The organism is uncultured Veillonella sp., assembly GCF_963551295.1.
Lineage (GTDB): Bacteria > Bacillota > Negativicutes > Veillonellales > Veillonellaceae > Veillonella.
In genome coordinates, this window is sequence record NZ_CAUVFT010000004.1 from 66,668 (window position 1) to 91,496 (window position 24,829).

Below are 24,829 nucleotides of genomic sequence, written 5' to 3' on the forward strand. Positions count from 1 at the left end.
GAGGTGAACCACTAATGAACACTTTCGATAAAGTTAAAGCAATCGTTGTGGAACAATTAGGCGTTGATGAAGCTGAAGTTACCATTGATTCTACATTCATCGACGACTTAGGCGCTGACTCCTTAGATATCGTTGAATTGATCATGGCATTTGAAGAAGAATTCAATGTTGAAATCCCTGACGACGTTGCAGAAAAAATTAAAACCGTTAAGGATACAGTAGAATATATTGATTCTGCTAAATAAGCTGTAAAGCTAACAATTCAACCGAACGGGAGGCCGAGTGGCCTCCCAACCGGTTTTATTTACAGGAGGATTTGATAGTGAAGCTCCCTGAACTTCGCATTGGGAATCTAGTGGCCAAAGTACCTATTATTCAAGGTGGTATGGCGATTAGATTGTCTACAGCTCGCTTGGCAGCAGCCGTTGCAAATGAAGGTGGTATCGGCCTTATTGCGGCATCGGGCTTGCCTTTCGATGAATTACGATACGAAATACAATTAGCTAGAAAATTATCACCTACGGGTATTATTGGTATAAATGCGATGGTAGCAGCAACTCAATTTGCTGGTCTAGTAAAGACTGCCATCGAAGAAGGCATTGATCTTGTAGTAGCAGGTGCTGGTTTTTCAAGAGATATGTTCGCAATGGGCAAAGAGTCTGGTACTCCTATTGTACCAATTGTTTCGTCCGCAAAATTAGCTCGCATTTCTGAAGGTTTAGGTGCTGCAGCTGTAATCGTAGAAGGCTGTGAAGCTGGTGGACACCTGGGAACGGATCGTTCCGCTCGAGAAATCGTTCCCGAAGTTGTAGCAGCGGTAAAAAATATTCCAGTAATTGCTGCTGGTGGTGTTCTAGATGGCCGTGATATCGTTGAAATGTTAAAAATCGGCGCTAGTGGTGTTCAAATGGGTAGCCGTTTTGCTGCTTCTGATGAATGTAATGCATCTGATGAATTAAAAAAAATGTATGTACGAGCTACAAACCCTGAGGATATTGTATTGATTCAAAGTCCTGTTGGTTTGCCTGGTCAAGCAATAAAAAATAAATTTGCTGAATCTGTTTTAGACGGTACTGTAGCGCCTCCGACGGTGTGTGATAACTGTTTAAAACACTGTTCCCATAAATTCTGCATTATCCGTGCTCTTTCTCGTGCACAACAAGGTGATGTGGAAACGGGGTTGGTGTTCTCTGGCAATAATATGAGAAAAGTCGATAAGATTATGCCAGTTAAAGATATCTTTGCACAATTGAAACAGCAAGTAGCAGAGATTGATTAATTTAAAGGGCTGTATAGCTATAAGAGGTGGAATAATTGGAAAAACGTGTAGTAATTACTGGCTTAGGGGCAGTGACTCCTGTAGGTATCGGTAAAGAGAACTTCTACAATGCGTTATTGGCAGGTCAATCTGGTATTGGGCCGATTACACGCTTTGACGCATCTGACTATGCAACACGCATTGCGGGTGAAGTAAAAGATTTTGATATTACAAACTATGGGGTAGACAAAAAAGAAGCTCGTCGTATGGACCGTTCTGTAGAATTTGCTATCGGTGCAGCTGTTCTTGCTTGTGAAGATGCTGATCTTGATTTAGATAAAGCAGATTTAGATCGCTGTGGTACTGTAGTTGGTACAGGTATAGGCGGCATTGACTCTATCCATGAGGTGTATGAAACATTATTCGAGAAAGGTCCTGGCCGCGTAAGTCCATTTGCAGTACCTATGATGATTGCAAATATGACATCTGCACGCGTATCTATTCGCCTTGGTCTTAAAGGTCCAGTTATTACCGACGTAACTGCTTGTACTTCTGGTACAAATGCGATTGGTGATGCATTCCGTATCATCCAACGTGGTGATGCTGACGTGATGTTTGCTGGTGGTACTGAAGCTGCGGTATCTCCGGCTGCTGTAGCTGGTTTTGCGGCTATGAAAGCTATGTCTACACGCAATGACGAGCCAACAAAAGCGTCCCGTCCATTTGACCGTGACCGTGATGGTTTCGTAATGGGTGAAGGTTCTGGTATCGTAGTTCTTGAAGAATTAGAACACGCAAAAGCACGCGGTGCACATATCTATGCTGAAGTTGTGGGTTATGGTAGTAATGGTGATGCTTACCATATCACTGCACCAGCTCCAGGTGGTGTTCAAGCTCGTAAATGTATGGAATTAGCAATTAAAGATGCAGGTATCGACCCTAAAGACGTTAACTACATCAATGCTCATGGTACATCTACTGGCCTTAATGACCAAAATGAAACATTAGCTATTAAAGAATTGTTCGGCGATCATGCTAAAAATATCGCTGTTAACTCTACTAAATCCATGACAGGTCACTTATTGGGTGCTGCTGGTGCTATTGAAACTATCGTAATGGCAATGGCGATTGAAACTGGTAAAGTTCACCCTACAATTAACTGTGACAATCCTGATGAAGGTTTGGATCTGGACTATGTTCGTGAAGGCGCACGTGAACTCCAAGTAAAATGTGCACTTTCTAACTCTTTCGGTTTTGGTGGTCATAACGGTACACTTTGCATTCGCCGTTATGAAGCTTAATGGTTACTATCGAAACGCATAAGAGTAAGATAACACAAGCTCGTGAAGAATCTCTTCATGAGCTTGTTGCTCGTTTAGACATACCTGTGTCAGATATATCCATTATAGATTGTGCTTTTACACATACTTCTTATGCGAATGAACATAAATCAAAGCATATTCATCACAATCAGCGATTAGAGTTTTTAGGCGATGCTGTTTTGGATCTTATTATTGGGGAATACCTATTTAAGACATATCCAGATATGGCTGAAGGTAATTTAACGAAAATTAAGGCCGCTACAGTGTGTGAAGATTCTTTAGCATCTGTGAGCCGTTCTTTGAAACTAGGACAATATTTATTGCTCGGTCATGGAGAACGCGCTTCCGGTGGTAATGATCGAAACTCTATATTAGCGGATACCTTTGAGTCTCTCATCGGTGCTATTTATATTTCTACAGATTATCAAACGGCTATGGTCTTCGTTTTAAAACATTTAACTACTTATATCATGCAAGCCTTAGAAGGTAAGCGGGGCAAAGATTATAAGACATTATTACAAGAATATGTGCAAAGAGATGGGGATAAACATATTGTCTATCATTTGCTCAGTGAAAGTGGTCCCGACCATGCTAAAACCTTCCATATGGAGGTTGAAATCAATGGTGTTACTTACGAGGCCGGCTCTGGTAAAAGTAAAAAAATTGCAGAACAACATGCGGCTCAATTGACTTTAGAAAAGTTGATGGCTGATAAATAGAAAAGCGCCGAATGGCGCTTTTTTCTGTATAATAGTATGTGAGTAATAATCTATATAATAGTAGATGAGTAATAATCTATATAATAGTAGATGAGTAATAATTTTTACATAAGAAGAGGAGGTGTCTATGAAACCATTTGGTATGATTCCCTTTTTTATACCTCACGTAGGTTGTCCCTATGTGTGTACATTTTGTAATCAATCTCGTATTACGGGCCAATCTGGTATTAGTCACCTAACTCCAGATTATATACAACAAACAATTAAAGACTATGTAGGCACAAAACGGTGCGAGAAGTTTTGGGAGGTTGCCTTTTATGGGGGATCATTTACGGCTATTCCTAAAGATTTACAACATAAATTATTAATGCCTGCCTATGAAATACTTCAACGGGGAATCATTGATGGCATACGTTGCTCTACAAGACCTGATGCTGTAGGTGATGAAGCGATTACATTATTACAGTCTTATGGAGTAAAAACTGTAGAACTTGGCGTGCAGTCTATGAATGATGGTATTTTATTCAATGCTAAGAGGGGGCACACGGCACAAGAGGTAGTAGAGGCTGTTACACGATTAAAACAGCATGATATGATCGTTGGGGTTCAACTTTTACCAGGACTAAAAGGAGAGACTTGGCAAACCATAATAGAAACGGCCATTACGGTAGCTGCATTACAACCTGATTTTATACGTATCTACCCTGTACTAGTTATAGAGAATACAGAACTAGCCGACCAGTATAGAGCTGGAGAATATGAACCACTAAGTACTGAGCTAGCTATACAGTATTGTGCATTTTTAAAAGATTGGTTTGAACAGCATGGTATTGAAGTCATTCGCACGGGATTACAAAGTACAGAAGAATTAGATTCCGGTAATAGCTTAGTGGCAGGTCCATATGAGCCAGCTATGGGGGAGCTAGTTGTGAATGAACAATATAAGCAGCGAATTGAACGTTGTATTGATGAGCATGTATCTCAGTATAAGTATTCACTAAGTAACGATTGTTTTAATCTAACTGAATACGCTACTTATGAAAATCTAGGATTTAGTAGAGTTAATGCTGATAATACTGGATGTAAAGATAAGACTAATAATGATAAAACAAATTATATTGGGAATAATAGTATTGCAATAAAACATAATATTATTATTTCTTATCCTAGAAGCTTAACATCTAAGGTGAGAGGGCTTAAAAATAGAAATGTATTATATTTCGCTGAATTATATCCACAATATAGTATAAGTTGGTGTGAAGAAAGTAGGAGAAATACCGTTCGGTGCTGTATTGATGGCCTACAATATGTGTTATAATATAAAAGATATGATTATTTAGGGTGGTTAGTAGAAAGGAGGCAGTCATGCAATTACTTCGGTTGGAATTAAAGGGCTTTAAATCGTTTGCAGATAAGACGGTTGTAAAATTCTCACCAGGAATGACTGCCGTTATTGGACCTAACGGAAGCGGTAAAAGTAATATTACGGATGCCATGAAATGGGTTTTAGGGGAATCCAATGTTCGTAATTTACGTGGTCAAAAAGCAGAGGATATCATTTTCTCTGGTACGGAAAAGCGCAAACCTATGAGCGCTGCTGAGGTTACTCTTGTATTTGACAATAGTGATCAACAATTAGATTTAGATATGGCAGAGGTGGCTATAACACGCCGTATCTATCGTACTGGTGAAAGTGAGTTCCTCATCAATAAGCGCTCTTGTCGTTTAAAGGACATACATCTTTTACTGGCAGATACCGGTCTTGGTAGAGATTCCATGGCCATTATTGGACAGAACCGAATTGATGCTATTTTAAATTCTAAACCTGAAGAACGTCGTCTTATCTTTGAAGATGTAGCTGGGATTTCTCGCTTTAAAATTAATAAAGAAGATGCTTTACGTCGTATTGCTAGTACAGACCGTAATATGGAGCGCGTACGGGACGTAATGGCTACCATTGAAGAGCAACTAGGACCTTTGTCTGAAAAAGCGGAAAAGACTAAAAAGTATATGACCTTAAGCCGTGCAAAGCGCGATTATGATGGGGCATTAGGCTTTCACAATTATAAGACCTCTGATCGCCTTTTAACACGTTTTGAAAACGATAATATTGCCTTTAAAGATGAAGAAATTGAGCTTCAAACTGAATTGTCTAAATTAGAGGCTCGTCGTCACGAATTGCAATCGTCCTCGTCAAAAGAGCAGGAACAGCTTAAGTTGTGGGAGGCTCAATATACTGAAAAGCAACGTGATGAAGAACGCTTATCTGGTCACTTACGTCTCTTAGAAGAGCAACTAAAAACAGCGCGCCGTGAATTAGATGAAACGTCTATGCGCATTAGCGAGCTAGAGGCTACGCAAAAGGGCGAGGAGCAACAATTGCGCATCTTAAATCAATTGATTCAAGATGAAAGTGCTCAATTAGTAGAAAAAGAGTCTAATATAGAAGAATTAGAAGCGAGTTACAAAAAGGCTGTTGAAGATGTAGAGGCAGAACAAGCTAAGTTTCAATCCTTGCAATCGAATCGAGAGGCTTTTGAGCAACGTCAATTAGAAGTTGTGAGTGCTATTGAAACGGCTAAGGCTAGTATTCGAAGCTTAGAAGCTCGCAAGGTGGAAAGTAAAAATCAATGTGCTATTCTAGAATCTGAAATAGCACAGGTAGATAGTGAACTACAAGTCGCTCGTTCTGAATTTGAAACGTTAGGTCAAAAGTTTAATGTCTTAGCTGCTAAACGACAAGCCCTCGTTGATGATGCTAAGGATGCGGCTATGAAAGTGCGTGAAGAGCGTAAGGAATTACAAAAGCTGCGCACTCAAGAACAACGTGCAAAAGGTCGATTAGAACTTTTAGCACAGTGGGAGGAACAGCACGAAGGTTACTTAGAAGGCACAAAGAATATCCTCAATGGTAAAGGTTCTTGGCACGAACAAATCACGGGCGCTGTTGGCGATCTCTTTACGGTAGAGGACAAATATACTACGGCTATCGAAACGGCCTTAGGAGGAAGTGTTAACCATGTTGTGACTACTACAGCTCGCGCTGCTGCGGAGGGTGTCAATTATTTGAAATCTATCCAAGGTGGTCGTGTAACCTTCTTGCCGATGGATTCTGTTAAAGGTAAACCATATGATACATCGGCTTTACATGAAAGCTGTGTATTAGGCACTGCTGTTGATTGTATTTCCTTTGATAATAAGTATGCCCATATTTTCCAATACTTATTGGGGCGCACCTTGGTAGTATCTTCCATGGATGATGCCATTGGATTACAGAAAAAATACAATCAGCAATTGCGCATCGTAACTCTTACGGGGGAACAATTTCAACCTGGTGGCTCTTTAACCGGTGGTGCAACAAAGCGCAAGCGTGCTTCTGTATTGAGCCGTAAGGAAGAGGCTACTAGTCTTGAACAAGAACTTGTACAAATTGAAGAACAAATTCGCTCCTTAACAGCTAACTTAGAACGCCTTGAAAAACGGGTTGAAGAGGCAGAAAAGGAACAAGCTACCCTTGATGAAAGCTATCAACATACGAACTTACTCTATGTGGCTAGCGAAACAAAGGTACAAAATATACAAAATCAATTGGATCGTAAAAAACGTGTTCTCCATGAAGAAGAGCAACGTTTAGTACAAATCGATATTGATTTGGCTACTACAACAGCTAACTTGAAAGAGCAAGAAACAGCATTGGGTTCCTTGCAAGAGGATCATGGTGTGGATGGTAATCAAGGGGCGTTGATGGATCGATTAACTATGTTGCAAAAGGTGCAACAAGAGGCGTATGAAGCTTTCACGGAAGCTCGCCTTACTTGTGATACCTTGCGACATACCATTCAGGAACGGGAAACACAACGTGAACAGCGTAATCAGTCTATTTCTAGTATTATTGAGCGTTTAACACCACTTCATAATTTGTTAGTTAGTACTACACAACGCTATGAAAAGGAAATACCTAAGGCTCAGGAAGTGGCAGAACAAGAGTTGACCTCTGCTACGGCTGAGGTTGAACGATTACGTGCTCTTCGTGATGAAGCCTATGATAAAACATCTACAGGTCGCGAAGAAATGGAATCTATTCTAAGTGAGCAAGACCGATTGAATCAACGCTATAAAGTGGTGCAAGGTCGCCTTGTTGATATGGAAGGCAAAATTACACGTCATCGCATGGACTGTGAGCGCTTTGTAGAAGAATTACAAGAGCTAGGCTTTACTTTGGAAGATGCTCAAGCCCTTCGCATTGAAGGCTCCGTTAACGATTGGAAGGATGAGCAAGCTCGTTTGATGGCCGAAATTGCCGAATTGGGTCCAGTCAATCCAAATGCCGTTGAGGAATACGAAGAGACTAAAGAACGCTATGATTTCTTAAGCACACAATTAGCTGATTTAGATACGGCAAAGGCGCAATTACAGGCGGTTATTGCCGAAATGGATAAGGCGATGAGTACACAGCTATACGATGTATTGGATGTGGTAGGCCGTAGATTCCAAGAAGTATTCAGCCAATTGTTTGGTGGCGGTACTGCGCAAATTGTACTTACTGATCCAGATAATATTTTGACGGGTGGTATCGACTTCTACATTCAACCACCAGGGAAAAAGCGTCAACAATTGACACTCTTATCGGGTGGTGAGCGTGCTCTTACGGTTATCGCTTTATTGTTCTCATTCCTTGATTATCGTCCAGCTCCGTTCTGTGTGCTTGACGAAGTTGACGCGGCGCTTGATGAAGCTAATGTTGAACGATTTAGCTCTTACTTAAATCGAATAAATAAAGAAACACAATTTATCGTTGTATCTCACCGTAAAAAGACGATGGAAGCCGCCGAAGTACTTCAAGGGGTAACCATGGTGGAACGCGGTGTATCGCGATTATTAACAGTAGCATTTGAAGATGTGAAGGAGGATCTAGCATAATGGCATTTGGATTCTTTGATAGAATTAAAGACGGTTTAGAGAAAACTCGTAAGTCTTTTGTAAAAAATGTAGAAAGCATCGTTATTGGTTATGCGCAAATCGATGATGATTTCTTAGATGATTTAGAAGCAGTTATGCTTACTAGTGATCTAGGCCCTAAGACGACAGAATACTTGATGAAAGAAATTCGTCGTGGTGTAACAGAAGGTATCATCAATCATACAGGCGATGTAATGCCGTTTATGGAAGACCGCATCACGGAAATGCTCATCGATCAAGAAGATGAAATTACTTTGCACCATCCTGAGGTCATCCTTGTAGTTGGTGTAAATGGTGTTGGTAAAACAACGACAATCGCTAAATTGGCTAACTATTATACTAAAGAAGGTAAAAAGGTTATCATTGCTGCAGGTGATACATTCCGTGCCGCTGCAGCTGACCAATTATCCATTTGGGCTGATCGCGTTGGTGTACCAATTGTTAAACATAAAGAAGGTGCAGATCCTGCTGCCGTTGTATATGATGCAATGGAAGCTGCGAAAGCTCGTAATGCAGACCTTGTTATCGTAGATACAGCTGGTCGGCTACATACTAAGGTTAACCTTATGGAAGAGCTTAAAAAGATGGGGCGTGTTGCGAATAACCACGTAGAAGGTGCGCCGCATCAAACATTGCTCGTTTTAGATGGTACCACGGGTCAAAATGCAGTAAGCCAAGCTAAATTATTTGGTCAAGCTGTACCAGTAAATGGTATTGTAGTAACTAAGCTAGATGGTACGGCAAAAGGCGGCGTAGTTATCTCTATTAAAGAGGAACTAGGTGTACCCGTACGCTGGATTGGCGTTGGCGAAGGTATGGATGACTTGCGTCCATTTAATGCAAAAGAATTTGCTAATGCACTATTTAATAAAGGAATGATTCAAGGTGACAAATAAATATAACCGGGAATTCTTACTTGAATATGTAGAATCTGAAAATAAAAAAAATGAATGTAATGTTAGCCTAGAAAATATGAATAAGATAGTTAGCTTAATCGAGTACTTCGGAATTGAACTATATCGCCCCATTACGAGATTGCTACTTTCAAACTGGGAAGAGATTACAGATCGTATTAATAACTATACTGAATCAGATTGGATGATGGCTGATGAAATTCAGAAGACCACACCTACACTAGATCGTTTTTCTATTGCTATGCTCATCGAAGTCTTAGAAGGTGAGGATACGTTGAATCAAGCGGAAAATGGAGGTCGTCGTTTGACGGATGAAGAAATGAAAGCCATCCGTAAACATCAGGATGAACAGTAATGAAGCATAGTACATATAATTACGAGGGGGGCCAACTATTTAAAGTGGAGGCGCCCTTTGCGCCTACAGGTGACCAACCTACCGCGATTCAATCTTTAACAGAAGGTATTGAACGCGGTGAATGGGCTCAAGTTTTGCTCGGTGCCACTGGTACTGGTAAGACCTTTACAATGGCTAAGGTTATTGAAGCAGTTCAAAAGCCGACCTTGATCATTGCTCATAATAAAACCTTGGCGGCTCAATTATGTAGTGAATTTAAAAGTTTTTTCCCTAATAATGCGGTAGAATACTTTGTATCTTACTACGATTTTTATCAACCGGAAGCCTATATCCCTTCTAGTGATACATATATCGAGAAGGATGCATCTATTAATGATGAAATCGATAAACTGCGACATAGTGCTACGATGAGTCTGTTTGAGCGCCGCGATGTCATTATTGTTGCCTCTGTTAGCTGTATTTATGGCTTAGGTGACCCTGAGGACTATTCTGATCTCGTATTGTCCTTGCGCTTGGGTCAAACGAAATCGCGCGATGAAATCTTATCTAAACTCGTAGATATTCAATATACGAGAAATGATATGAACTTTATCCGCGGCACATTCCGTGTGCAAGGGGATACGATTGATATTTTCCCTGCCGCTTATAGTGAAAGAGCCATTCGTGTGGAGCTCTTTGGTGATGAAATCGACCGCCTCGTAGAGGTAGATTCCTTGACCGGTGAAGTTATTGCGGAACGTAAACACGTAGCTGTCTATCCAGCATCTCACTACGTAACGACGAAAGAGAAGATGAATATTGCCGTAGAGCGTATTGAAGCCGAATTGGATGAGCAGTTGGCAAAGTTAAAAGCTGCTGACCGCCTATTGGAGGCTCAGCGCTTAGAACAGCGTACACGTTATGATATAGAAATGATGCAGGAGATGGGCTATTGCTCGGGCATCGAAAATTATTCCCGTCATATGTCTGAACGCAAGGCTGGGGAAGCACCGTTTACATTGATTGATTATTTCCCAGATGATTTCCTCATCATGGTGGACGAGTCTCATGTGACGATGCCTCAAATTCGCGCTATGTATAATGGTGACCGTGCCCGTAAAGAATCTCTTATCGAATACGGCTTCCGTCTTCCTTCTGCATTAGATAATAGACCGCTTCAATTCGATGAATTTGTAGAGCGTATCAATCAAATTGTATACGTATCGGCTACACCTGGCCCATACGAAATGGAAGTAGAAACGAATATTGCAGAGCAAATCATTCGTCCTACGGGCCTATTAGATCCATCTATAGAAATTCGTCCTATTAAGGGGCAAATGGATGACTTGCTTGGAGAAATTCACAAACGATCTGCCAAGAATGAACGGGTTCTTGTTACGACATTGACGAAGAAGATGGCTGAGGACTTAACGGAATTTTTGAAGGAAATGGGCGTACGAGTTCGTTACCTTCATTCCGATATTGTTACTATTGAGCGGGCTGAAATCATTCGTGATTTGCGGGCTGGCGTATTCGATGTATTAGTTGGTATTAACTTGCTTCGTGAAGGTCTCGATATGCCAGAGGTTTCCTTGGTTGCTATCTTAGATGCGGATAAGGAAGGTTTTTTGCGCTCCGATACGGCTATGATTCAAACTATAGGTCGTGCGGCCCGTAATGTGAATGGTCATGTTATCATGTACGCAGATCGTGTAACAGGTTCTATGCAACGGGCTATCGATGAAACCGATCGTCGTCGTGCCGTGCAAGAGGCTTATAATATTGAACATAATATCACGCCTAAGTCTGTGTCTAAAGATGTAAAAGAGCTTATCGAATTAACGAAAATCGAAGAAGATATGGTTACCGATGGAAAGGGACTTTCACCAAAAAAAGGAAAGCAAAAAAAATCCTCAGAGGGCATGGACCATGGACACGAACCATATGTTCAAGATACATCAGCACCTAAGGTGGCAGATATAACACCGGAAGAATTGTACAATAAGATTGAAGAGCTAGATCGTCAAATGAAGGCCGCCGCCAAGCAGCTTGAATTTGAAACCGCAGCTAAGTTACGTGATCAATTGGGCGTATTACGTCAACAATGGTCCGATATGCATAGTGCAGGAGATAGCAAGTTGAAGAAGCCAGTTTCTACCAAATCTAGAAAGCGGATAAGTCCAAAAAGTAAATCTTAGGAGCAATTTTAAAAGATTGTAAGAAAACACATAGATTATATAGACTATATGTGCGATAATATACATATGTTATTTCATGTTAGTAATCAGAGAGATGATGCCGTTTGGTATCATCTCTTTAAATAGGAAAGATAATGAAAGATCAATTGATTGTAAAAGGTGCGCGTCAGCATAACCTAAAAAATATTGATATATCCTTACCACGGGATCAGTTTATCGTCTTAACTGGCCTCAGTGGTTCGGGTAAATCATCCCTAGCATTTGATACGATTTACGCAGAAGGGCAACGACGTTATGTTGAGTCCCTGTCTGCGTATGCACGTCAATTTTTGGGACAAATGGATAAACCCGATGTCGATTATATTGAAGGTTTATCTCCAGCCATTTCTATCGACCAAAAGACGACGAGTCGCAACCCTCGTTCTACGGTTGGTACTGTAACGGAGATTTACGACTATTTACGTCTCTTATTTGCACGCGTAGGTCATGCACATTGCCCAGAGTGTGGTAAGCCTATTACCCAGCAAACAATACAACAAATGACCGATGATGTAATGAGCTTTCCAGAAGGTACTAAGGTTTTAGTGCTAGCCCCTATGATTCAAGGTAAAAAGGGGGAACATAAATCGGTATTTGAACAACTTCGCAAAGAAGGCTTTGTTCGTGCTCGAGTAGACGGTGTAGTGCGCACCTTGGACGAAGAAATTGTATTAGAGAAAAATAAGAAGCATTCCATCGATATCGTTGTGGACCGTCTCGTTGTAAAAGAAGGCATTGAATCTCGGTTGGCTGACTCTATGGAGACCGCTTCAAAATGGGCAGAAGGCATCGTTGTGATTCAAGAGGTAGACGGACCTGAACACATGTATAGCCAACATTTTGCGTGCCCAGATTGTCATATTTCATTACCTAAAATTGAACCGCGTATGTTCTCTTTTAATAGTCCGTTTGGTGCGTGCCCATCTTGTTTAGGGATTGGTTCTACTATGGAGGTTGATGAGGAGCGCGTTATTCCAGATGGATCTATTAGCTTTGCCGATGGTTGCGTGCAAGCCTTGAGCTCCAATCCTAATGCTTGGTTTATGCGTCAAGTAGAAGGTCTATTAAAAGCTAATGGATATTCCTTAGACTCCACCTATGATGAATTGCCGAAAGCATTACAGAAAAAGGTGATGTACGGTACGACGGATAAGGTAAGCTTCACCTATGAAAATATGAGAGGTGAGATAAAGGAATTCTTTACTGAGTACGAAGGTATTTTACCGATGGTTAAGCGCCGTCATAGTGAAGCCTCTACAGACTCTATGCGTGAAGAATTTGAAAAGTTTATGTCTATTAAGCCTTGTACTACATGTCATGGGGCTCGTCTTAAACCTGAAGTATTAGCCATTACTGTAGGGGATAAGAATATTAATGAGGTGACACAATTAACTATAAAAGAAGCATTAGATTTCTTTGGTCATCTGCAATTAACTGAGCGTGAACAAGTGATTGGTGCTCAAATTTTGAAGGAAATCAATGCTCGTCTTGGGTTCCTTAATAATGTAGGTTTAGATTACCTCACTATGAACCGTAGTGCAGGTACTTTATCTGGTGGTGAGGCGCAACGTATTAGATTAGCAACTCAGATTGGTTCCGGCCTCGTAGGCGTATTATACATCTTAGACGAACCATCTATTGGTCTACATCAACGAGATAATGATCGCCTTATTGATACATTAAAAGGGTTACGTGACTTAGGCAATACCTTGCTCGTTGTAGAGCATGATGAAGATACGATGCGTGCTGCCGATTATTTAGTAGATATTGGTCCAGGTGCTGGTGAGCATGGGGGTCAAATCATTGCGTCTGGTACGGTAGAGGAAGTGATGAACGTAGAAGATTCTATCACTGGACAATACTTGAGTGGTCGTAAGTTTATTGCGCTACCAGAAGAGCGACGTAAACCAGGTAAGAATTGTATTGAGATTCGCGGTGCGAAGGAAAATAATTTACAAAATATTAATGTAAAATTTCCGATAGGAATATTTACTGTCGTTACGGGGGTCAGTGGTTCTGGTAAGTCTACCTTGATTAATGAAATTCTCTACAAAGGTTTAGCTAATCAATTATATCGCTCTAACCACAAAGTAGGAGCTCATAAAGAAATCCGTGGTCTTGAACATATCGATAAAATCATCAATATTGATCAAAGTCCGATTGGCCGTACACCTCGTTCCAATCCAGCTACTTATACAGGTGTATTCGATGCCATACGCGAGCTCTATAGTCAAACACCGGAAGCAAAGATGCGCGGCTATAAACAAGGTCGTTTTAGCTTTAACGTAAAAGGCGGTCGATGTGAGGCTTGTCGTGGTGATGGTATTATCAAGATTGAAATGCATTTTCTTCCAGATGTATATGTGCCTTGTGAAGTCTGCAAAGGAGCGCGATATAATCGTGAAACCTTGGAGGTTAAATATAAAGGTAAATCCATTGCTGACGTATTAGATATGACAGTTGATGATGCGGTAGAATTCTTTAGTGCCATCCCTAAAATTAACCGTAAGATGGTTACCCTCCAAGAGGTTGGCCTTGGGTATATCCGTTTAGGTCAGGCGGCTACTACATTATCTGGTGGTGAGGCTCAACGGGTTAAATTAGCTACAGAACTAGCGCGTCGTAGCACCGGTAAAACGCTATACATCCTCGATGAGCCTACTACAGGTCTTCATGCTGAAGATATTCGTAAGTTGTTACATGTATTGCAACAACTTGTAGAGGGCGGAGATACTGTTGTTGTTATCGAACATAACTTAGATGTTATTAAGATGGCTGACCATATCATCGACCTCGGTCCTGAAGGTGGTAATCGCGGAGGCACTATCGTGGCAACTGGTACGCCTGAGGAAATTGTTAAGGTGAAAGAAAGCTATACCGGCAAGTTCTTAGGGCCTGTATTGGAACAGACTAAGAAATTTATGAAAGCAGCGAAGCATAAGAAATAAAATAGTACATATAATTAAGTTTCTATAAAAGAAAAATCATAAAGAGAATAGACTACATTCTTCAACTCATAAAGGGCATTATTTAAAGAAGTGTGTAAGCTATTCTCTTGTAATCTACAAGGAAAGGAGGAAACATGCCGTCTGAAGAATTACTGGAAAAGGTCAGTCATCTGCCAACGACGCCAGGTGTCTATTTATGGCGCGATCAATATAACCGCATCATCTATGTAGGTAAAGCTATTAATCTGCGCAACCGTGTGCGTTCCTATGTACGTAACGATGCGAACCGCGCACCAAAGGTTACGGCCATGATGAAACGAGCCGTCGATGTGGAAGTCATTCAAACAAAAACGGAGATGGAAGCGCTCATCTTGGAGAATACACTTATCAAGGAGCATGAACCGAAATATAATATTAGGCTTCGTGATGATAAGACGTATCCCTATGTTAAAATATCAGTGCAAGAGGACTATCCTCGAGTATATATGACGCGTCGCCTAGAGCGTGATGGAGCTAAGTACTTTGGCCCTTTTACAGATGTCACATCTGTTCATGTGGTACTGAAATTAATACGACAGTACTATCCATTGCGGACCTGTAAATCTATGAAGGTAGAACGCCCATGCTTACAGTATCATATGCATTACTGCGAGGCACCGTGTTTTAATAAAATATCGGTACCCGATTATCGGAAGTATATTGACGAAATCATAGAACTTTTTGAAGGTAAACCTATACCATTGCTAAAGGAAATTAAATCAAAGATGGAGGCTGCTGCAGAAGATTTGCGCTTTGAAGATGCTGCACGTTATCGTGATCAATTGTCTAGCATTGAAAAGATACAAGAAAAACAACGCATGGTTACCCAACGTGGCGACTTAGACGTCTTAGGATTGGCTGTAGATACATCGATGGCCTGTGTACAGTTGCTATTCATCCGCGGTGGTCGTCTGTTAGGCCGTGAGAATTACTTTGTGCAACATGATGGCGATAGTTCAGAAACCATTATGACGGACTTTATCAAGCAATACTATGGAGATACAAACTTTATTCCTAAAGAGTTACTACTACCTATGGAGAGTACAGATAGGGACTTATTAACGGAATGGTTTACACAGTTAAAAGGTCAACACGTAGATGTATCTGTGCCACAACGTGGCTATAAGATGGATATGATCAAGATGGCTCATGAAAATGCAGAAACTTTCCTTGAAGAACGTCGTCGTCAGTGGCAGCACCAAATCGATAAGACTGGCGGGGCGGTTAAGAAGCTAGCCGAGATTCTCGACTTACCACGTTTACCCGAACGTATGGAGTGTTTTGATATATCTCATACACAAGGAACTGAAACGGTGGCTTCTATGGTTGTTTTTGAAGGTGGCAAGCCTGCGAAGAAAGAATATCGCCGCTTTAAACTGAAAACCACACAAGGTAAACCTGATGATTTTAAATCGATGGCTGAAATCATGGAACGTCGTTACGGGAATGAAACAGACTGGCCTATGCCAGATCTTATTATCATCGATGGTGGTAAAGGTCAGCTCAATGCGGCTTTGCCGTTAATCCGTGCCGTTGGTGTTACAGATGTGCCAGTTATCTCCTTGGCTAAGCGTATTGAAGAGGTCTTTGTAGAGGGACAATCTGAAAGTATCATTTTGAGTCATCACACGCCGGAGCTTCAATTACTTCAACAAATTCGTGATGAAGCGCATCGCTTTGCCATTACCTATCACCGTAAGTTGCGGGGTAAGCGAAATCTTGAATCTATTCTTGACCATATTGAAGGTATTGGGCCTAAACGCCGTAAGGCCTTATGGGCTCACTTTAATAGTTTAGAGGCCATGAAAGAGGCATCTATTGATGAACTTGCAAATATAGAATCTATGAATTATAAAACGGCAGAAGCGCTATATAATTTTTTCCGTATGTCCAAAGTAGAGAAACAAGAGGCTCTAAAATAAAAAAATCACCTATTGATTACTTACACTTGAGCGTAATCAATAGGTGATTTTATTATTTTACAATAGTTCTAGGTTTGTAATGTTGTATGTAGTATGTGCGAAGTGTAAATAATATACCCGCAACTACTACGCTAGCCAACAAACCAATCCATACGCCAAATGGTCCATAATTAGGATTTTTAGCAAGGGTATAAGCTGTTGGGAAACATACGCCCCAATAGGATATGAGCGAGATGTAAAGCACTACTTTTACATCCTTATAGGCTCTTAGAATACCTTGTAATGGAGTACCTATGGCATCGATGGCAGCAAAGAATACGCCATATCCGAGGAAGTTATAAATAAGCTCATATACTTCATCATCATTGGTGAATAGATCAGCAATATTATCCATATGGGTGAACGTAAAGGCGCATATAAGAACAGCTATAATGATAGCTAATACACGAGAAATATAAGAGTATTGGATAGCTTCTATTTTTCGTCCTGCACCGAGTTCATAGGCAACGGCAATGGTAGAGGACATGGCGATACTTAATGGTAAGCAGTAGAATACATTAGTAAAAGAAATGACAGATTGATGAGCTGCTACTACAGCAGATCCAAAGTGAACCATTAAGAGCCCAGCAATGCTAAAGATACTAGCTTCAAAAAAGATAGAAAAACCTATGGGAATACCAACTTGTAATTGTTCACGGATATAGTGAAAATTCGGGCTATGGAAATCTTTATAGATGCGATAGCCTTTTAACTTAGGATGCAATAGAATGACTAAGCTAAATAGAACTAAGTTAGTCCAACAGGCACCAGCAATACCGTAGCCAGCACCAACACCACCAATTTCAGGAAAACCGTAATGACCAAAGATGAGTGCATAATTTAAGAATACGTTAATCACAAAGCTTGTAAAGACGATGGCCATGGAGTAATGCGTTAATCCGTGAGAATCGACAGTGTTACGCAAGGTATTTACCCAGAGTAATGGGAATAAACCAAGTGCAAAGGCTTTCAGATAACTAATACATACCTCGGTGGCAGCCGGCTCAAGATTTAAATATGTCAATAAAGGGCGTAAGCCGAATATACCGATTAGTAAAATTAAAAATGCTAGTCCTGTACCGATGAAAAGGCCTTGATGAAAGATTATTGGAATATCATCTGTTTTATTAGCTCCTAATAGTTGAGAAATAATTGGTGTGATACCCATTAATGTACCTTGTGCAAAGATATAGAAGAGGAGCCATAAATTATATCCCGTAGCAACACCAGCTAAATCAGTCGTACTATATTGCCCCGTTAAAAAGATGGCGATAAAGGTCGCCCCAATCAGGGAAAATTGAGTGATGCACATTGGAGTAAATAGTTTTATGAACAACCATAATTTTTGCGGTATAGAATATGTTTGATACATACTAACCTCCCTAGTAACGATATACTATACCATACCATAAAGTAGCTTAATTTAATAGCCAAAACCTAAGGGGAAAAGGAATTAAATTTATAAAAAATAGAGCCCATATTGTGATTATGTAAGGGGAGAAATGACCTTATATAAACTATCTTATTTAATAAGAAAGAATTATGATAAAAACGTATATATATGTTGATAATTGAATTTTACACTACTTTACTATATCGATTATAATATATATACTATTGTTTTATTCTAAGGAGGATACATTGGACATCTTAACTGTACAAGGCTTATTAGCGATGCTTCAAATCATCGTTATTGATATTTTATTAGCTGGTGATAATGCCATCGTTATTGGTATGGCGGCTCGCAACCTACCCGCACATTTACAGAAGAAGGCGATTTTCTGGGGCACAGCTGGTGCTATTATTTTACGTCTTGTTATGGCATTCCTATTTGTAGAGGCATTGAACAATATTCCTGCTCTTCGTTTAGTTGGTGGTATCCTTCTTTTATGGATCGGTTACAAGCTTGTTGTTGATGATGATAGCGAGCACAATATCGAGGCTAAAGATAACTTGCGCGCTGCTATCATGACCATTGTTATTGCAGATGGAATTATGGGTATTGATAATGTTATTGGTGTAGTTGGTGCCGCTAGTGGTAATATGACATTAGTTGCTGTCGGTATGCTTATTACAGTACCTATTATCATTTATGGTAGTACTTTATTTGTAAAAGTTATCGAACGCTTTCCAATCATCCTTTACGTTGGTGGCGGTATACTTGCCTGGGTGGGTGCAGCGATGAGTGTGGAAGATAAATTAATTTCACATACCGTAGAACCGTATGCATTACTCATTAAAATTGGTGCTGTTATCCTCGTAGTAGGGGCATCTTTGTTAGTAAAGAAACTTAAAAAATAATGTAATATATCTCTTCTTCTAGTCATAGGAGGAGAGATATTTTTTTGTAAAAGTATAGTCTTATAAAGAACCTTATAGGCTAATCTTAAGAATAACAGTGGTAGTCTAAGAGTTTTCTTTTAGATGAGAAAATAGAGAATTTGTGGTATAGTTAAGGGATAGTTATAGAATTAGCAGAGTGAATTGAGGTAAGTATAGAATGGAATTTTTAGAAGTTGCAACGTGGATAACGATTAGCAAAATTATTTTGATCGATATATTATTGGCCGGGGATAATGCCGTTGTTATTGGGATGGCAGCGGGTAAATTGGCACCAGAATTACAAAAGAAAGCTGTTATCTGGGGTACAGTGGGGGCTATTGGAATGCGCCTTGTATTTGCCACTCTTTTAGTAGAAGCACTTACTTTAATTCCTCTTATTCACTTAGGTGGTGGACTTGTACTTGTATGGATTGCCATTCAACTCTTAAAAGGTGGAGATGAAGATGCACATATCGAAGCTAAGAATTCCTTAATGGGAGCCATTTGGACAATCATTGTGGCTGATGCGATGATGAGTATCGATAATGTAATTGGCGTAGTTGGTGCCGCTAAAGGACATTTAGAGCTCGTTATTGTTGGTATGTTAATCACTGTTCCAATCATTGTGTTCTGCTCTACACTATTTGCTCGTATCATTAATAAGTTTCCTGTCATCCTTTGGGCTGGTGGTGCTTTATTAGGTTGGGTTGCTGGTGAAATGATTGTAGAAGATCCACTCCTTGTTCCCTATATTCAAGGGGAAGAGTTATTGGTGAAATTTGGAACTGTATTCTTTGTACTCATTGTAACTGGTATGATTAAAATTTGGAAGAAAAGAGACTCGTAATGAATGGTACAAGTCGTACATCTCGTAAGAATAAATCGAAATTTAAACAACAGAATAAAAATCGATCTAATGGGAAACAGAATTCCAATCATTATAATGGACAACAAAATACCAATACTTCTGTATCTAAAAAACAACAAGCTCTTTTGAATGCCCCTGTTAAACTTGGGGACGAAGTATTAGTTACCATTCACGGTATTGGCAGTAGTGGCGAAGGGGTAGGTCGCGTAGAGGACTTTACAGTGTTTGTTCCCTTTGCCTTACCTGGGGAAACAGTGAAAGTATCTATTACTATGGTGAAAAAAACGTATGCTACAGGTAGACTCTTGAAAATCGTTACTATGGCACCGAATCGGATCGATGCTAGTTGTGATCTTTACGGATTCTGTGGTGGTTGCCAATTACAACATATTACCTATGAAGGGCAGCTTTCACTAAAAACACAAAAGGTGAAGGATGTTATAGAACGCATTGGTCATCAAAACCCAGATTTAGTTAAACCTGCATTGGGACCTAAAGAGCCTTGGGCTTATCGTAATAAGATGCAAATGCCTGTAGGTGGTACTAAAGGTAATATTCTAATGGGATTCTATGCCATGGGCTCTCACGATATCGTGCAAGGCACGAATTGTCCCATACAAGATGAAGGCAACAATATCATTGCGCAAGCATGTTATCAAATTGCTAAAGAGCTTGATGTTGAACCATATGATGAACATACAGGAAAAGGGGTGTTGCGTCATATCATTGGACGTATTGGGCAATCTGGATGGATGGTTATTCTTGTAACCGCAACAGATAACTTATCGCATCAAGAAAAGTGGGTTAAAAACCTGACTGAACGTGTGCCTCAAGTGGAAACAATCATTCATAACGTGAATGGTAAACGTACAAATGTTATTCTTGGGCCTAAAAATCGTATCCTTTATGGAGATGGGACTATTACAGACCATATTAAAGACTTGCGGTTTACCTTATCACCTCACTCTTTTTTCCAAGTGAATCCAGAACAAACTACAGTGCTTTACGATCAAGCACTAAAATATGCGGATCTAAAAGGCAATGAAACAGTTATCGATGCGTATTGTGGAACAGGTACCATTTCACTGTTCCTGGCCCATAAGGCAAAACATGTTATCGGTATAGAAATCGTAGAACCAGCCATTATCAATGCTCGAGAAAACGCGCACCGCAATGGCTATGATAATACAGAATTTATCGTCGCTGATGCGGTCGTAGAAATGCCAAAACTCTATAAAGCTGGCGTACGACCAGACGTGATTGTATTCGATCCAATCCGGGCAGGCTGTAAAGAAGAAGTACTAACCTCTGCAGCAGGTATGGAACCAAAACGTATTGTGTACGTATCCTGTAATCCGGCCACCATGGCGCGAGACATTGAAATTCTCACACATTACGGCTATGAACTACAAGAAGTTCAACCTGTGGACATGTTCCCAATGACTGCTCACGTTGAGGCAGTGGCTTTGCTCACTAGGATCGAAGTGACGCAGTAAGTATTAGTACTGGTTATGTAAGAGCGGGAGAGAAATTCAATTATAGTAAATTTTATAGGAAATATAATAATGGGATTAGTAAGTTGGTTAATTATAAATGGAGATGATTCTTTGGCTAACCATGCATATAGAGATAAAGAAAGACGAGATATAATACTAGCAAGTGAGGCTCTTGAAGAAAATAGGGATAAGTCTTTTTATTGTCCAAATCCGCTATGTAATAGTAAATTATTTGTATGTGCTGGTGATGGCTCTCGGAAAGCATATTTTAGAGCAACTAAATCTGCGTATAAACATATTGCTAATTGTCCTTATGCAAATAGTTCAGTCGTTTTTGATGACAATGAATTTAATGAGTTAAATTTTTCTTTTGAAAGTGTAATGCAAAATCTTTTAGTTAAGAAAAATTCGAAACCTTCACCGAAGGATTCTAAACGGCCTTCATATGGAGATCATGATAATCATACACTTAGAACAATAAAGCAGATATATTCTATGTGTAAACAATTTCCTCCTAATTACTCATATGGAGATGAGAAGATTGGAAGAATGATTTTAGATGATAGAACTGCATACTGGTATCCTAAAGGTGTTTTCGGCTTTAAAATAATTGAGTCTTGTGTAAAAGGTCGCTTTTACGATAATGATAAAAATGAGATTTATTTAGTAGCTCCTATAGCAAATCCTAATTATCATTTTATATTATCTATTCCTGATATAAACCTTTATAGAAAAATAAGAAATATGGTATTTGAAAATAAAGATAAATTTATTATAGTTGCTGGAGACTGGAATGCGTCAAATATAGGCTATGATTACTTTGAAACAAAAATATATAGTGATAGACAAATATCTATTTTAAATTGATATTTTATAAACTATTATGGGATTATATCTTTTTGTGGATAAATAATATAAGTTGTATCTTTTATAGGAGTAATAAAATGGAGCTTCGATCACTAACTAGGATATCTTTACCTAAGGACGACTATGTTTACTTGTTGGGGATGGCTATTTCAGTATTTATCTCTAATAATGGTTTTATTATAGAGAACATTATTAATACAGATAGTGATTATTCTTGGTACGACTTGATTGATAGAGAATCCGGCCAACTTAAAGCGCCTATTGCTCAAACAATTACGAAAAATGCTGGTGCAGAAATAGCCGAGTTATTTTCAGATATTGTTTATAAGAGAAATCGCATCATTCCTAGTTTCAGATGTACGTCATCTAAAGAAGAGCAAATTTTAGCTACAAAAGATAGAATTACCAATCAACAATTTTATATAGATGAGCATTATTTGATAAATTTTATAGAGTTGAATAATAAACTATCTCACTTATTGCATGAATATCGTGGATATTAAAATAATCAATAATGATATTTTGTTGTCTAGACTAAAAGCCCTTCACTTATCTGAAGGCTTTTACTATACATTCATACTTATAAATGTAATATAATTAGAATAAATAGATGTATTGTATTCGATGAGGTATGTGTTATGGAATCAATCTTAGATATTCATGAGATAATGCACCTATTGAGTATGTGGCGACCAATATTTCATTCTGAAGCAGACTTTCAGTTTAGCTTAGCTTGGCTCATAAAAAAGAAATACCCTGATTGTGAAATTCGATTAGAATTTGTGCCTGAATTTAATCCTAGCTTACATCTTGATATTCTTGTTATATTAGATGGCAAATGGATTCCTATTGAGCTTAAATATACGACAAAAAGATGCATTAAAACTATAAATGGGGAAGTGTATGTGTTGAAGGAGCAAGGCGCTAAGGATCAAGGTTGTTATAACTATTTAAAAGATATAATGCGTATAGAGGAGTTCAAGGATAAGACTAGTAAATTTATTGAAGGTTATACTATTAAGATAACTAGTGAGATGTCTTATCTAAAGCCTCCGACAAAAGTAAATTGTACATATGCTGAATTCTCTATTGAGGAGGGTTCTATTAAAACTGGATGCATGAATTGGTCCGCTAATACAGGAAAAGGAACAATGCGTGGAATGGAAGCACCTATAGTATTAAGTGGTATGTATCCCATAAATTGGAAAGAATATTCTAAAGTTGATGATACTAATAGTGGTACTTTTATGTATCTTGTAAACACGATTAATAAATAAAATTAGGAGATATATTATGTTTAAACCAGTTCGTAAGAAGATAAATGAAATAGACCATAGTGCTGTAGAAGCTTTATTACAATCTAATCGTCGAGGCATTTTAGCCATGAATGGAGATAATGGCTACCCTTATGCTATTCCTATTAATTACTTTTATGATTGTGCTGGTAAGAAGATTTACTTTCATGGAGCTAAAGCTGGTCATAAAGTAGATGCATTGAAAGCTTCAGATAAGGTATGTTTTACCGTATATGGTAATGAGCATATTGATGAATCTGAATCCTGGGCACCATATGTACAAAGTGTAGTTGTATTTGGAAAATGTCGATTGTTAGAGGCAGGTCCAGAATCTATAGATCGATTAAAAGAATTTGCTATGAAGTATTATCCTGATGAAACGTTAGCTGATGAACAAATTACTCGTAATGGGCGAGCAACACAAATGTTTGAAATTACCATTGAACATATGAGTGGTAAACAAGTACAAGAGAAATAATAGATTAGCCCTTCGCATAAGCGAAGGGCTTTTACTATACAATCATACTAGTAGATGTAATATAATTAAAATAAACAAATTATAAGATATTTAAGGAGTATTAGTATGACATTGAAGCCTAGAGAAGTATGTGAAAAAGCGTGGCAGGATATAGCGAGTCATTTTCCAGATTTTAAGGTGACCGGCAAAGGTCAGAAGTTAAAGAAAATCTCTAAAAATAAAGATCTTACATTTGAAATCCGTTTTCAGGCTGATAGAAATAATTATGCGTGTAGTATAGAATTTGTTCCACATATTTTTATTTATTCAAAAGATATGAAGAAGGCTAATTATCATAATGGATTTGTTTATGGCGGAGAACTTGGAAGTTTATTAAATAGAAAAGCTTGGCAGTGGTGGCAATTAGCAGGAGCAAGCTATCAGTATACTGTAGATGAAGTTAGCAAATTACTTGAGGAACATATCATACCAATATTTGATGATTTTGAAGATACAGAAAGTAATATTGAAAAGTTTATAGATGGAGATATAATTAATCATAATTTACTGTATTATATTTATCACTTTGGTGGAAAAGCTAAGGCTCAGCAGTATTTTAATAAGATAATAGAAAAAGATAAGTTAAGAAGTAAATATATTGGCTTTTATAATCATTTGAAAGACTTGCCGAAGGAAAGTATCTTATTAGATGAAGGAGGGTTTTATGGAGCTGATATGATTAAGTTTGCTTTTATCAATGGACTCGAAATAGACAAATAATAGAGAAGCCCTTCGCATAGTGATATGTACCCCCTTTACTGGTTGTCCAGTAA

20 protein-coding genes are annotated in these 24,829 nt (G+C 39.0%); 19 read left to right on the forward strand and 1 reads right to left on the reverse strand.

Features of this window, described 5'->3' with window-relative positions; genetic code table 11:
* Positions 1–14 precede the first annotated feature (14 nt).
* The 11 genes from RYO55_RS01835 (at position 15) to uvrC (ending at position 16,652) form a co-directional block, all read left to right on the forward strand.
* The gene (locus RYO55_RS01835) at positions 15–245 is read left to right on the forward strand and encodes an acyl carrier protein (protein WP_004693441.1); all 231 of its coding nucleotides are present in this window, start codon (positions 15–17) and stop codon (positions 243–245) included.
* Between the two features lie 77 nt (positions 246–322).
* The gene (locus RYO55_RS01840; RefSeq protein WP_004697026.1) at positions 323–1,279 is read left to right on the forward strand and encodes a nitronate monooxygenase family protein; all 957 of its coding nucleotides are present in this window, start codon (positions 323–325) and stop codon (positions 1,277–1,279) included.
* A gap of 35 nt (positions 1,280–1,314) precedes the next feature.
* Complete coding sequence (fabF, locus tag RYO55_RS01845; RefSeq protein WP_004697295.1) at positions 1,315–2,559, forward strand: beta-ketoacyl-ACP synthase II; 1,245 nt, start codon at positions 1,315–1,317, stop codon at positions 2,557–2,559.
* Positions 2,559–3,299: a ribonuclease III gene (rnc, locus tag RYO55_RS01850; RefSeq protein WP_295817126.1), complete on the forward strand. Its 741-nt coding sequence runs from the start codon at positions 2,559–2,561 to the stop codon at positions 3,297–3,299. The genes fabF and rnc overlap by 1 nt, the downstream gene beginning before the upstream one ends.
* Positions 3,300–3,426: 127 nt before the next feature.
* Complete coding sequence (locus RYO55_RS01855) at positions 3,427–4,617, forward strand: radical SAM protein (RefSeq protein WP_314983924.1); 1,191 nt, start codon at positions 3,427–3,429, stop codon at positions 4,615–4,617.
* A gap of 47 nt (positions 4,618–4,664) precedes the next feature.
* Positions 4,665–8,219, forward strand: coding sequence for a chromosome segregation protein SMC (smc, locus tag RYO55_RS01860; RefSeq protein ID WP_314983925.1), 3,555 nt, complete (start codon positions 4,665–4,667; stop codon positions 8,217–8,219).
* Complete coding sequence (gene ftsY / locus RYO55_RS01865) at positions 8,219–9,154, forward strand: signal recognition particle-docking protein FtsY (RefSeq protein ID WP_004693455.1); 936 nt, start codon at positions 8,219–8,221, stop codon at positions 9,152–9,154. Before smc ends, ftsY begins: the two co-directional genes overlap by 1 nt.
* Before the next feature lie 76 nt (positions 9,155–9,230).
* Positions 9,231–9,527: a hypothetical protein gene (locus RYO55_RS01870; protein WP_314983927.1), complete on the forward strand. Its 297-nt coding sequence runs from the start codon at positions 9,231–9,233 to the stop codon at positions 9,525–9,527.
* Entirely contained in the window at positions 9,527–11,704 is a 2,178-nt protein-coding gene (gene uvrB, locus RYO55_RS01875) for an excinuclease ABC subunit UvrB (protein WP_314983928.1), read from the forward strand. Before RYO55_RS01870 ends, uvrB begins: the two co-directional genes overlap by 1 nt.
* 134 nt (positions 11,705–11,838) lie before the next feature.
* The gene (uvrA, locus tag RYO55_RS01880; RefSeq protein ID WP_314983930.1) at positions 11,839–14,691 is read left to right on the forward strand and encodes an excinuclease ABC subunit UvrA; all 2,853 of its coding nucleotides are present in this window, start codon (positions 11,839–11,841) and stop codon (positions 14,689–14,691) included.
* A 134-nt stretch (positions 14,692–14,825) separates the two neighbouring features.
* A complete protein-coding gene (gene uvrC / locus RYO55_RS01885; RefSeq protein WP_314983932.1) occupies positions 14,826–16,652 on the forward strand; it encodes an excinuclease ABC subunit UvrC in 1,827 nt (608 codons plus the stop codon).
* A 52-nt stretch (positions 16,653–16,704) separates the two neighbouring features.
* Here the strand turns inward: uvrC and RYO55_RS01890 are convergent, their stop codons facing one another.
* Positions 16,705–18,063: an MATE family efflux transporter gene (locus RYO55_RS01890; protein ID WP_314983933.1), complete on the reverse strand. Its 1,359-nt coding sequence runs from the start codon at positions 18,061–18,063 to the stop codon at positions 16,705–16,707.
* Positions 18,064–18,332: 269 nt separating this feature from the next.
* Here RYO55_RS01890 and RYO55_RS01895 point away from each other — a divergent pair, with 269 nt between their 5' ends.
* The 8 genes from RYO55_RS01895 to RYO55_RS01930 all read left to right on the forward strand — a co-directional run bounded on the left by RYO55_RS01895 (position 18,333) and on the right by RYO55_RS01930 (position 24,776).
* Entirely contained in the window at positions 18,333–18,992 is a 660-nt protein-coding gene (locus RYO55_RS01895; protein ID WP_039964892.1) for a TerC family protein, read from the forward strand.
* Between the two features lie 199 nt (positions 18,993–19,191).
* Positions 19,192–19,860 carry a TerC family protein gene (locus tag RYO55_RS01900; protein WP_156697474.1) on the forward strand — a complete coding sequence of 223 codons (669 nt, stop codon included), beginning with the start codon at positions 19,192–19,194 and terminating at the stop codon, positions 19,858–19,860.
* Positions 19,860–21,377 (forward strand): 23S rRNA (uracil(1939)-C(5))-methyltransferase RlmD, encoded by a 1,518-nt coding sequence (rlmD, locus tag RYO55_RS01905; protein WP_314983935.1) that lies wholly within the window; start codon positions 19,860–19,862, stop codon positions 21,375–21,377. Before RYO55_RS01900 ends, rlmD begins: the two co-directional genes overlap by 1 nt.
* A gap of 69 nt (positions 21,378–21,446) precedes the next feature.
* Complete coding sequence (locus RYO55_RS01910) at positions 21,447–22,244, forward strand: hypothetical protein (protein WP_287508550.1); 798 nt, start codon at positions 21,447–21,449, stop codon at positions 22,242–22,244.
* Between the two features lie 77 nt (positions 22,245–22,321).
* Complete coding sequence (locus RYO55_RS01915; RefSeq protein WP_314983938.1) at positions 22,322–22,747, forward strand: hypothetical protein; 426 nt, start codon at positions 22,322–22,324, stop codon at positions 22,745–22,747.
* A gap of 135 nt (positions 22,748–22,882) precedes the next feature.
* Positions 22,883–23,521, forward strand: a complete 639-nt coding sequence (locus RYO55_RS01920; protein ID WP_287508547.1) for a hypothetical protein — start codon at positions 22,883–22,885, stop codon at positions 23,519–23,521.
* Between the two features lie 16 nt (positions 23,522–23,537).
* Positions 23,538–24,017, forward strand: coding sequence for a pyridoxamine 5'-phosphate oxidase family protein (locus tag RYO55_RS01925; RefSeq protein ID WP_287508545.1), 480 nt, complete (start codon positions 23,538–23,540; stop codon positions 24,015–24,017).
* Positions 24,018–24,122: 105 nt separating this feature from the next.
* Positions 24,123–24,776: a DUF4304 domain-containing protein gene (locus tag RYO55_RS01930; RefSeq protein ID WP_314983941.1), complete on the forward strand. Its 654-nt coding sequence runs from the start codon at positions 24,123–24,125 to the stop codon at positions 24,774–24,776.
* Positions 24,777–24,829: the final 53 nt, after the last annotated feature.